Annotated in this window: 10 protein-coding genes and 3 pseudogenes; 10 read left to right on the plus strand and 3 right to left on the minus strand. The window is 57.5% G+C overall.

Annotation, left to right across the window (positions count from 1 at the left end; translation table 11 throughout):
* Positions 1-388: 388 nt before the first annotated feature.
* Together EL22_RS12680 and EL22_RS16150 are read left to right on the plus strand one after the other, a co-directional pair.
* Positions 389-1,245: pseudogene (locus EL22_RS12680) on the plus strand (deoxyhypusine synthase); the annotation flags it as partial.
* 7 nt (positions 1,246-1,252) lie between these two features.
* Positions 1,253-1,479, plus strand: a pseudogene (locus EL22_RS16150) (IS1595 family transposase); the annotation flags it as partial.
* Positions 1,480-1,527: 48 nt separating this feature from the next.
* Here the strand turns inward: EL22_RS16150 and EL22_RS12685 are convergent.
* Both EL22_RS12685 and EL22_RS19335 read right to left on the minus strand, forming a co-directional pair.
* A complete protein-coding gene (locus EL22_RS12685) occupies positions 1,528-2,775 on the minus strand; it encodes an OFA family MFS transporter (protein WP_050051846.1) in 1,248 nt (415 codons plus the stop codon).
* A gap of 127 nt (positions 2,776-2,902) precedes the next feature.
* Positions 2,903-3,148, minus strand: a complete 246-nt coding sequence (locus EL22_RS19335) for a helix-turn-helix domain-containing protein (RefSeq protein WP_082146776.1) — start codon at positions 3,146-3,148, stop codon at positions 2,903-2,905.
* A gap of 29 nt (positions 3,149-3,177) precedes the next feature.
* Here EL22_RS19335 and EL22_RS12690 point away from each other — a divergent pair, with 29 nt between their 5' ends.
* The 6 genes and pseudogenes from EL22_RS12690 (at position 3,178) to EL22_RS12710 (ending at position 8,137) form a co-directional block, all read left to right on the plus strand.
* Positions 3,178-3,408, plus strand: a complete 231-nt coding sequence (locus EL22_RS12690) for an AbrB/MazE/SpoVT family DNA-binding domain-containing protein (RefSeq protein WP_050051847.1) — start codon at positions 3,178-3,180, stop codon at positions 3,406-3,408.
* Positions 3,409-3,789, plus strand: coding sequence for a PIN domain-containing protein (locus EL22_RS12695; RefSeq protein ID WP_050051848.1), 381 nt, complete (start codon positions 3,409-3,411; stop codon positions 3,787-3,789).
* A gap of 43 nt (positions 3,790-3,832) precedes the next feature.
* Positions 3,833-5,398, plus strand: coding sequence for a replication factor C large subunit (locus EL22_RS12700; protein ID WP_050051849.1), 1,566 nt, complete (start codon positions 3,833-3,835; stop codon positions 5,396-5,398).
* A 53-nt stretch (positions 5,399-5,451) separates the two neighbouring features.
* Positions 5,452-5,616 carry a hypothetical protein gene (locus tag EL22_RS18105; protein ID WP_197075901.1) on the plus strand — a complete coding sequence of 55 codons (165 nt, stop codon included), beginning with the start codon at positions 5,452-5,454 and terminating at the stop codon, positions 5,614-5,616.
* A 184-nt stretch (positions 5,617-5,800) separates the two neighbouring features.
* A pseudogene (arcS, locus tag EL22_RS12705) lies at positions 5,801-7,584 on the plus strand (archaeosine synthase subunit alpha).
* A gap of 100 nt (positions 7,585-7,684) precedes the next feature.
* Positions 7,685-8,137, plus strand: a complete 453-nt coding sequence (locus EL22_RS12710; protein ID WP_050051850.1) for a DUF5518 domain-containing protein — start codon at positions 7,685-7,687, stop codon at positions 8,135-8,137.
* A gap of 479 nt (positions 8,138-8,616) precedes the next feature.
* Here the strand turns inward: EL22_RS12710 and EL22_RS17280 are convergent, their stop codons facing one another.
* Entirely contained in the window at positions 8,617-9,039 is a 423-nt protein-coding gene (locus tag EL22_RS17280) for a hypothetical protein (protein ID WP_156184130.1), read from the minus strand.
* A 245-nt stretch (positions 9,040-9,284) separates the two neighbouring features.
* Between EL22_RS17280 and EL22_RS12720 the strand changes: the two genes are divergently transcribed.
* Positions 9,285-9,767 (plus strand): hypothetical protein, encoded by a 483-nt coding sequence (locus tag EL22_RS12720; RefSeq protein ID WP_050051852.1) that lies wholly within the window; start codon positions 9,285-9,287, stop codon positions 9,765-9,767.
* Positions 9,768-10,399: 632 nt separating this feature from the next.
* Positions 10,400-11,218, plus strand: a complete 819-nt coding sequence (locus EL22_RS12725) for a protein-glutamate O-methyltransferase CheR (protein ID WP_050051853.1) — start codon at positions 10,400-10,402, stop codon at positions 11,216-11,218.
* The last annotated feature ends 1 nt before the right edge of the window (position 11,219 follow it).

An 11,219-nucleotide genomic window follows, 5' to 3' on the forward strand; every position in this document is an offset into this window, starting at 1 on the left:
CTGCCTAAACTTCGTAAGCTACATATCTTATTTAGGCCACCCTAAAAGCATGGCGTGTGGCATTATCCAGATGTTTTTGCGGTCGAGAAAGGGGTGTCGTCATGGCTACTAAAACTTCAACTGGGTCAGATGCAACCAGTCGCCGGGAGAGGTGGCTCTGGTGGGCAGATGGGAAGTTAGCTACAGTTTGTCTAGGAAGAATTCTCATCGTCATGGTATGTGGACTGGCTCAAGTCACCTTTGGCGCATACTCCATCACTCTGTCCAGTCTTTGATGAAATCGAAGCCTGGTCTGTGCAATGGCTATAGGATTCACGATCACGGGGAGTTTTAACCAGAGAAAGCATTGAAATCTATAATGGTAACCGATGACCAGACTCTAGCTCGGGAGATGCTCGAGTCGTACGCGACGACTGGATTCCAGGCGACCCAACTCGCAGAAGCCATCGATATTGCAGAACGCATGCAGGAAAAGGATGCGACAGTCTATCTCACGTTCACATCGAATATCATCTCGTCGGGGTTGCGCGAGACCGTCGCCTACCTGATCCGAGAAGGGTACGTAGACGTTCTCATCACGACGTCCGGATCCTTAACAGAGGACGTCATCAAGACTGCGAAACCGTTCAAGATGGGGAACTGGGACGCAGATGAAGCGGCACTTCGAGAGCGGGGCATCAACCGACTTGGAAACCTCTTCGTTCCTTCTGATCGATATGTATGGCTCGAGGAGTATCTGTATGATTTCTTCGATGATTTCTTCGCGGAGGAGAAAATTCGGACACCGACGGCATTCGCCCGTGAATTAGGGGAAACGCTCGACGACGAGGATTCAGTCTTGAAACAGGCGGCGGATAATGGCGTCCCAGTGTACTGTCCGGCGCTGACGGACGCCGAAGTTGGAAACTTCATCTACTATTACAGACAGGGATACGACTCAGAGGTTGGAATCGAGACCTTGACGATTCTGACTCACTTATCGAGGACGGGATACTTGCTGACACGACCAGTCTTATCGCCGTTGGAGGGGTCGTCCCGAAACACCATGTGATTATGACGAATCTGTTCCGTGGTGGGGCAGATCACATCGTCTACATCTCGGCCGGTATGGAAGGGGATGGATCACTCTCTGGAGTGCCTCCGAACGAATCAGTATCGAGAGGGAAGATCAAAGACGATGAGCGAACGTATTACACGCAGGTCGAGGCAGAAGCGATGCTCGTGGCAGGTGCTTTCAGCGAGTAAGTACGAATTCAACCGCGAATACGTCATCCACGTCGATGGCGAATACGCCGATGGAGACGTTCGAGTCAATACCTGTGAAAGCCACGGATCACTGTCGCGATCTTGGCTCTCTACCCATCAAGATACCATCAAGATACCTTCACAGCCATGTTGACACCGTATCTCAGTGCATTGCAGCTTCGCCGTCGCGTCTATCGGAAACCCGGGCAAGAAGCGCCCAAAAACTATTCTTGAAGCAACACTCTAACTCACAAGCAATCTACGTCACAAGAGCGTCGAATCTTATGGCGGTCGAAGAAGGATTGCACTGAACCCTGCAATGACCGCCAACATACCACCAATGAGGAACGTCATCGTCCAGGATGTCATCGTGATGAGGACGCCAGCGAGTACACCACCAGCGATTCCCCCTCCAACTTTCCCGAGATAGACCAACGCATAGTTTGTCGAAGATTGTGCCTGGCCGTAGTAATCACCGACGATGCTCGGAAAGAGGGCGAATTGTGGGCTCCAGAAGAACGTCGCAATGATGACGGCGAGGATGAATCCCAGTCCGGAACCAGTTTGTCCAAACCAGACAAGCAAGAACAAGCCAACTCCGGTCAAGATAGACGAAACAGCGATCGCCCACTTGCGGTTGACCCAATCGGAAATGCCGCCCACCACGATTCGACTGATCCCGCCGACAAGAGCGAGGACCGTTGCTGAGGCAGTTCCGACAATTGCTGTGAGTCCGAACTGCTGGGCGAACGTAACGACCTTGGCAGTGAGCATCAGTCCTGCCGTATTCACGAAGGCGAACATACCCAGTAACGTCCAAAACTGCCACGTTCGGATCATCTCACGCCAGGTATACTCTCCCTCTTTGTTCGTAGCTGGATCCTCCGTTGTTGCACCCGTCGTTGTTGCACCCGTGGTTGGTATTTCTTCGCTCCAGCCAGTTGGTGGGTCACGGAGGACGACCGCTCCACAGATAACGCCGATTCCGATGAGAACGCCCATGTTTCTAAGGACGCTAGAATACGCCGCTGACGTCGCGTTGGTACGGACGTAGGGAATGAACACGGCACTCCCAGCAGCAAACGCCATAGTCCCGATCCCGGTCGTGAGGCCCCGATAATCGGGGAACCATTTAAGCGCCGAATTGATCGCGACTGTATACACGATTCCGACACCTACGGCGCCGAGCGAATACAGAAAATATATCTGCCAGATGGCAGTCGCGTACGCGAGACCGAGGTAGCCGCCGCCGGCGAGGACGCCGCCGAGGAGACTAATTCGGCGGGGGCCATGACGATCTCGCCACCAGCCGACCGGGAATTGGGAGAGTGATTGAAAAGCCACGAACAACGTAAAGACGAGTCCAAGTGCCGGGAGGGGGATGGACAAGTCAGTTGCCAGTGGTCCCTCGATGGAGGACCAGACGTACTGGTACGGGCTGACCAGCGCCATCATGACGGCTGCGGCGACGACCTGCCACCATCGAGAAAATCCAAGAATCCCTTGTGCTCGCTTTGAAAGTTCACTCATCTATTGGGAACCCTCCTTTCTCATCGATGTCATCAATTACGCGTAGGCAGTAACTGTGGATGAAGTGTCCACCGAATAATTCCGCCGTTATGCGAATCTGGTTCTGAGTGACGATACTACGAGAAACTCAATGGTGGATATCGAAACTTGACCCGATTTCTGCCATTATCTTCTGCTCGGCTCGAGCAAGGTGTTCCCAAGCTGTCGTCGGAGCAATTTCCACAATTTGGGCAATTTCCTCGATTGACGGAGAAGTCGGGAGAATCTGATGTCGATTCGATGTACTGGGTTTGGTAATCGATTGTTCGCGAACGAGTGGACGAACTCGGTAGCTGCTCCCGTTGATGGGTGTTCCGGTTAATTCGGGGAACATTTTTATTTTCGCCCACCGAACATCGAAGCATGTCAGATGTAGTGCTTGACGCCCGTGGTCGCCTCACGCTCCCAAAGGAGGTCCGAGAGCGATATGGTGACCGATATCACGTCGTTCAGCTCCCCGACGGCGTCAAATTGGTACCGGTCGCCGATGATCCGCTCGAGGCACTCAGGGACGAATTCGCGGATGTCGAAAAATCAGCCGACGAACTCCGTGAAGAAGCACGTACTGTAGCGCTCGACGAGGCCGGACGATAGATGTATGCGGAAACCGATTTTCTTCTCGCGCTGATTAAGGACGATGACTGGCTCGGCGAGGCCGCCGAGTCGGTGTACCGGGAACACCGTGACGAGTTGTGGATGTCGCAGTTCACACTCATCGAACTACTGATGGTCGCCTACCGGGAAGAACGTGATACCGAACACGTCATTTCGAACGCCGCCAACCTCGTCGAGGTGCGCGGTGACGTAGAGACGGTTGTTACAGCGGCGACGTACGTGCAAGACCACGGACTCACACCGTTCGACGCACTTCACCTCGTCAAATCGAATGGTGATACCATCGTCTCGAGCGACGAGACATATGCGGACGTTACGTCTCGTCTCGACCTGAAGTCGGTCGAAGAGTACGAGGAGTGACGCTCCGCAACCACTAAACGCGACTCATCCCTACAACTGTGTAATGAGCGATTGGACGGAGAAGTACCGGCCGACGACGCTGTCGGAGGTACGCGGGAACAACAAGGCTCGAGACAAACTCGAGGAGTGGGCCCGGTCGTGGGACGACCACCGCGAAGCCGTCATCGTCCACGGCAGTCCCGGCGTCGGGAAGACCTCCGCGGCACATGCGCTGGCCTCGGACATGGGTTGGCCGGTGATGGAGCTCAACGCGAGCGACGACAGGCAGGCCGATGTCATCGAACGGATCGCCGGCGAGGCCGCCAAAAGCGGGACCCTCACCGGCGGGGAGACGGGTCGCCGACTCGTCGTGTTAGACGAGGCCGACAATTTCCACGGCAACGCGGACTACGGCGGCTCTCGAGAGGTCACTCGAGTCGTCAAAGATGCGGAACAGCCGATCGTCCTCGTCGCCAACGAGTTCTACGAGATGAGCCAGTCGCTTCGCAACTCCTGTGAGACCATCGAGTTTCGCGACGTTTCCTCGCGGTCGATCGTCCCCGTACTCCGCGATATCTGTCGCCGCGAGGGCATCGAGTTCGACGAGGAGGCCCTGAAAGCCATCGCCGATTCGACCAGTGGCGACCTGCGTTCGGCGGTCAACGACCTGCAGGCCGTCGCCGAGGAAGCGGATCGGCTCACCGTCGAGGATGTCGTCACCGGCGAGCGCGACACAACCGAGGGGATCTTCGACTACCTCGACGCGCTCATCAAAGAGGAGGACGCCGAGGGGGCGCTCCGGGCGTCCTACGACGTCGACGAGAACCCGGACGATCTGCTCAACTGGATCGAGGACAACGTTCCCAAAGATTACGAGGGCGACGAACTGGCAGACGCCTACGAGTACCTCGCGAACGCGGATCGCTGGCTCGGGCGCGTCCGCGCGACGCAGGATTACTCCTACTGGCGCTACGCCTCGGACAACATGACCGCCGGTGTCGCGGCCGCTCGGCAGGGAGACAAGGGCGGGTGGACCCGCTACGGCCCGCCGAGTTACTGGTCGAAACTCGGGCGGACCCGCGGGGCTCGAGACACGCGCGATTCGATCGCCGAGCGCATCGCAGAGCGCGAGGGAACGAGCGTCGGGACCGCGCGCCGGGAAATCGTCCCGTACCTCGAGTCGATGACCCACCACTGCAAGAACCGCGACCTGACCGTGACGATGGCCGCTGCCTACGATCTCGACGCCGACGAAGTCTCCTTTATTACTGGCAGCGGCGCGGACACGAACAAGGTCGAGTCGATCGTCGAGGAGGCTCAGGAACGAACCGAAGCGGCCGCCGTCGAGCACTCCGGAACAGCGTTTCAGAACGCGATCCGGTCGTCCGAAAGCGAAGCGGACGACGCACCCGGCAGCGACACCGACGACGCCAGCACGCAACCGAGCGGCTCCGACGGGCAGTCGGACGACGCCGGCGGTTCGGACGGGCAAACGACGCTCACCGGCTCGAACGAGGGCTCGAAATCTGCGCCCTCGAGCGCTGCCGAGTCCGACGAGGCGGGAGACAGCGAGCGAATCGAGGAGGGCGAAACCGACGACGACCAGTCGGGGCTGAACGAGTTTCTCTAGGAAAGCGACCGATCCGTACAATTACGGTCCTGCCTCGCGTGACTTCCTGTCGAATGACTCCCACGAATCAGACCTGTCCAATCTGTGGCACCGCGTTCGAAAAAGAAACGCGGCTAACGATTCACCTCGAGGTCGAACACCGGAAGTCCGAACTCGCCACGAAACTCGTTCACGACGCCGAATTTGGCGACGTAGCTTCGCCGCACTCGCTCCGGTAGTATTTCCTCACTATTGAGTTCCATTTCTCCCTGATCTGTACTCAGATAGAACTATCATGAATGTTCTGGCCAACCGACAGGATCGCTCGTCCGGAGAGTCGGCGCCGTCTGCGACCCTCGCGCAACCAGCGAGTCCGGGACCGGTATCGACAGTCTCTTTCGCGCTCCGGTACCCAGTCAGTGTATGACCGACTATTTCGAGATTCACGCGCGCGACGGGGCCGCGCGTCTCGGAGAACTCCGACTCTCCGAGCCCGTTTGCACCCCCGGACTCGTCGACGACGTCCTCGAGGACGTCGGCTCGCTCTGGGCCGCGGACCGAGCGATTCCCGAGGGCAACGACGACGTGCTCACCGTCCTGCCCCACCGCGGGTTTCCGGGCGGGACCGACGAGGCGGTCCAGGAGTCGTTCGCCGTCGAGTATCCCAACGTCGAGTTTCCGAACGCGGCCGTCGTCTCGAGCGAGAGCGTCGGGTTCCACGACATTCCCGGCCCGAACGATTCGGAGTCCGGGGCCGACGCGTACGTCGTCTCCGACGCCCGGTCGGCGATCGGCCACGGCGCGGCGCTCGTCGAAAGCGTCGTCGCCGTCCGCGAAGCGATCCCGGCCGACACCGCGCTGATTTTCTCCGGCGTCGCGACGCCCCGAAACGTCGCTCTGCTTGCCTACGCCGGTGTCGACGCGTTCGACGCCTCGCGGGCGGTTATCAAGGGCACGCAGGGCAAGTACCTCACGAGCGAGGGCGAGTACTACCTCGAGGATTTCGACGAGCTCCCGAGTCCGCTGAGCGAGGAGACCGATATCGAGGCCTTCGACCGCGAGGACTGCGTCGAACACAACGTCGCCGCCCTCGAGGCCGAACTGTCGATCGTCCGCCAGCGGATCCGCGACGGGCGACTGCGAGATTACGTGGAGGGGCAGGCACGCCACGACCAGTGGCTCACCGCCGCGATGCGCGAACTCGACGACCAGTGGGCGTATCTCGAGGAACGAACGCCGATCCTCCGGGAGGCCGACCTCGACGCAGCCACGTCCGACGCGATCCGGCGGGTCGAGATCCAGCGCTTTGCCGACCGCGTGACGACGCGGTACCGGAATCGCTTCAAGAACCCACTCGTGCTCACCCCGTGTTCGGCGAAAAAACCTTACAGCGAATCCAAGAGCCACGGCCGGTTCCACGACGCGATCCAGTGGCGAGCCCACCAGGTGTCGATGACCTCGCCCATCGGCGTCGTTCCCCAGGAACTCGAGACGACCTACCCGGCCCAACACTACGACAGCGTCGTCACCGGCCGCTGGTCTGAGGACGAAAAACAGTTCGTCGCGTCGGTCCTCGAGCGCTACCTCGAGCGCAACGAGTACCCGCGGATCGTCGCCCACGTCCCCGACGAGGGCTACCGCGACATCGTCGAGCGCGTCGAGGACGCGCTCGATCTGGATGTCGCCTACACCGTCGCGAAGGGCGCACACCCCACCGACGAGGAGTCGATTGCCGCCCTCTCGAGCGAGCTATCGGGCGAACTCAAGTACAGCAAGCGCGAGCGCGAGCACAACACAGTCCGGGCCATCGCGGACTACCTGCTCGGCGACGGCGCTGGCGACGACCTCTTTTCCGACATCCAGACGACCAGCAGGTACCCCAAGATTCAGGTCCGCGACGACGAGGAGACCCAGCTCGCGACGATGGTTCCCAACTACGGCACCCTCTCGTTTACGCTCGAGGGGGCAAAGCAGTGGGTCGACAGCGACGCGCCGGTCAAGCGAGTCGAGATCGATAACTTCGTCCCCCACGGCAGCGTGCTCGCGCCGGGCATCGTCGACGCGACGAGGACATCCGCGTCGGTGACGAGGTTGTCGTCGAGGGCCCGAAGGCCTTCGCCGTCGGCCGCGCCGAGATGTTCGGGACGGAGATGGTCGAGAGTACTCGCGGAATCGGTGCGGAGATCCGTCACGTCGAAGAGCGGTAGCTCGATCGGCCGGCAGCGTCTGCCGACACGGTCTCCTGTTGAAGACACCGACCGGAAACGGAACAGTGGTTATATGTGTGAAAGCATACAAGACATCGATATGATTCATCTCCGGAATCGCCTGAAGGGACGCTTCGATCCGGAGTGGCGACTGGCAATCGTCCTCGGACTCGCCTCGATTCCGTTTACGGTCGCGTTCTACTGGCAGTCGATGCCAGATTATACACACCACGTCGCCCCCGTGTTTTTCGCCGGCGTGATCGGTGGAATCCTCTCCCACAGAACCGATCTGCAGGCGCGACGGGTTGGCGAACGAATCGGGCTCGTCGGCTCGCTCGCGGAACTCTGGCCGCTCGTTGACCTCCTCGCGTTCGTTTCCGGGTTGAACCAGCCGCTCTGGTTTAGCGGGCTACAGGGGATTATGCTCATCTGTTTCACGCTACTCGTCGTTTTACTCTCCGCTCTGATCGGGAAGATCGGTGCAATACTCGGACGGTGGGCACTCGAGAGGACGGAGACGTACCGCTCGCGTCTGGGAGAGTTTACCAGTTGAGTGGCGTGTTCTCGTGGTCGATGTGATTCGTTCCCGGCTTCGTCCTTCCATGTGGTGTGTTCCCGGTTCCGTCCCCGATTTGATCCGTCGTCGTGTGACGGCTCGACGCTCGGTTTCGTTCGTTCATCGAAAAATATGACCTGGAAACGAACAGATCTAAAACTCTCATACTGTTATGCGTGGAACCGACGTTGTATTGAAGGCTCTCTCGGATTGATCAATATCGGAGAGTAGATGTAGTGATAGGTTGAAGCTCTGTTGAAATTCTATTTTCAGGTCTATGTTAGCGTGAAATACGCGCACACTATAGATGCTAACTGTACACTCGCTGTTCTATCAGATTCGAATGGTTATTTCCAACCCGTGTAAGATACAGGGTGCGTATTAACTATGGAAGTAATTAATCATAGGTAGAAATTCTCAGATCATACTGGATAAGGGCGATCATTTGATTAATACCCGGATACTTCTTGAGGTGATCATTCATCAGAAAGCGTCTGCTCTTCGTCGTATGTACGGATGTCATCTGCCGCCACTCCCCCCCCCCGGTACACTCGAAAAATAACGAAGACATACGGTTCATCAGTCGAAATATGTTCGGTGGTATCGACCTGCGAACGCCCGTCTTCAGAGCTGACGCTAATACTGTACTTTCCCGGCTCAGCGACAGGTGTCTCGAAGGCAGTATTCGTTCGCTCTGGTAGCGAGACTGTCTCGGTAAATACGGGTATTTCACCGTCAGTGATTTTGAGCGTCAGTTCAACCGGCTCATCGGACCTATTCTGAAGGGATATCACGTCAATTCTTGCGTGTGGTTCGTCGGAAGGCAAATTGACACAGCCAGCGATACTACCAGCACCCCCGCTACAACAGAGGAGGGCGAGGAACTGACGGCGGTGCATACACCTCGTCTTTTTCTAATTGATAAAGGTCTTCTCAATAAGTACCGTACGTGGCTTATATGGTCGAATTTTGTGGAAATTAGTAATCGGTGTGCTACATAGTTTGAGGGTGTCATAGAACAGTTTGCGTACCTCTCTGTGATTACCCAACGAACGGTAAGTAGAGGTTGTCCTGTTATCGGTCGGATGGGTTCCTTCTTCGACGCCGACAGAAAGATTATAACGACCACGTGTGACCGACCGATATGCCCCTCCATAACCGCCCGTTCACGATTGCTGGCGGCGCTGCACTCCTTAGTTGTATCAGTCTCGGCTATGCGTGGTACACTCTCGCCGGGATTCCAACTGAGCCCCGCGGTGACGGCTTTGTCGCGGGTATTGTCGCCGCGATTGGTCTCGGAATCGGACTCACAGGCCTGTTCGCGCTTGTGGAGGCGACCACGCTAGCAGCGGTAGTGCGTTTCGGCTCGCCGACGCGTCGTGCTCGGGCGTTCCTCAGTGCCGGCGCGGTCGCGGGAAGTGTCGGGACTATCCTTCCGCTGTTCATAGAACTTGCCCGACTTCCGACCCCAGGTTCCTCGCTCACAACGCTTGCGGACCGCATGCTCCCGTTCGTCTTCGGCGGCTGGCTCCTACTCGCGGCGATCGGTATGCTCTGTTCTGCACTCGGAGTTGTGTTCCATCTGTTTGATCGCATTCAGGGGAACCCAGGATCGACAGGGGCGTAGTCAGCCACGTTCGTCTCAAGCACTTGTCCGTAGCGTTTGGCATCCCGAGTTGACGATCGGTAAGTTCGCAGGTGTAGTAAACGGATAGTTCAGCCTACACGGGATGAAAGGAACACCGTGCAACTCGTTCTATGACACCCTCTAGTTCGCCTATAGTGATCGTTAGATGGTTTGGTCGAGGTCGTAGAGGAGACACGCAAGGTGGGTTCACGGAACTGCTTCCATTATCATCGTGAACGGACGATCACCCGTATTTTGGCTTGAGTCAAGTATTCACCGTTTTGCTCTAGTTTTGTTGATCGTAGAGACATAGCAGAACAAGGTGGTGATGAAGTGTGTAGGTTGTTTCCAGCACTTTGAGGAATACTGTGAGACTGCTCGCTGGGTAAGGTAAAATACTCGCTCGACAAACTGGAGTAACGGAATTCATTTTAGTGTCACTGCCGTCGGACCGTCGGGAAGAAATAGATAGGATTCTTACACGTGTGGCGTGATATCGCTGTCCGCTCGAGACTTCATCCCCGTCGCGTGGCCGATTCTTGGCAAAAATATATTAGAAAAACATAACTTCAGGCTGCCGGTACGTATAAGGCCGCCGATTACATGGGTCGATACATCTCGGACCGCGTGCTATGAGTACATCAGATACTATTCAGCCGATTCTCAGGTTCGTCGAGGAGGAACTCTCCTTCGCGACGAGTTACTACAACGAACGCTACCTCGACCGGCGCGTCTCCTCTCGTATGCGCCGGACGAACTCCGACTCCTACGGGGAGTATTACTCGCTACTGAAACGCGACGAAGCCGAACAGGCGGAGCTGCTCGACGCCCTGAGCATCAACGTCACCGGCTTCTTTCGGAATCCGAGCGTCTGGGAGGGAATCCAGACGCTACTTCGGAAACTGACCGCCGAAAAGTCCTCGGTCCGAATCTGGAGTGCGGCCTGTGCGGACGGCCGCGAACCCTACTCGCTGTCGATGCTCGCCCACAGCGACCGCGAAATAGACGACTCCCGCATCAGCATCCTCGCGACCGACATCAGCGAGGACGCCCTCGAGACGGCCCGCGGCGGCGTCTATCAGGACCTCCAGACCGACGACGTCTCGAGTCAGCTGGACTTTCTCGAGCGCCCGACCCAGTACATCACGAAACAGGAGGACTCCGTCAAAGTCGCCAGGACGATTCGAAAACTCGTCGAGTTCGAACGCCACGACCTGATCAACGGCAGATCGAAGTCCGGCTTCGATATGGTCGTCTGTCGGAACATCCTCATCTACATCAACGACGAGCACAAGACGCCGATTTTCGAGACGATCCGAGACTCGCTCGTCGACGGCGGCTACATGGTCATCGGCAAATCCGAGACGATCCCGATCGGAATGCGAACGGAATTCGACTCGGTGAACGCGGGCGATAAGACCTACCAGTATCCCGGCGACGCGGAATCGTAAT

The sequence above is a fragment of the Halostagnicola sp. A56 genome, assembly GCF_000691505.1.
Taxonomy (GTDB): Archaea; Halobacteriota; Halobacteria; order Halobacteriales; family Natrialbaceae; genus Halostagnicola.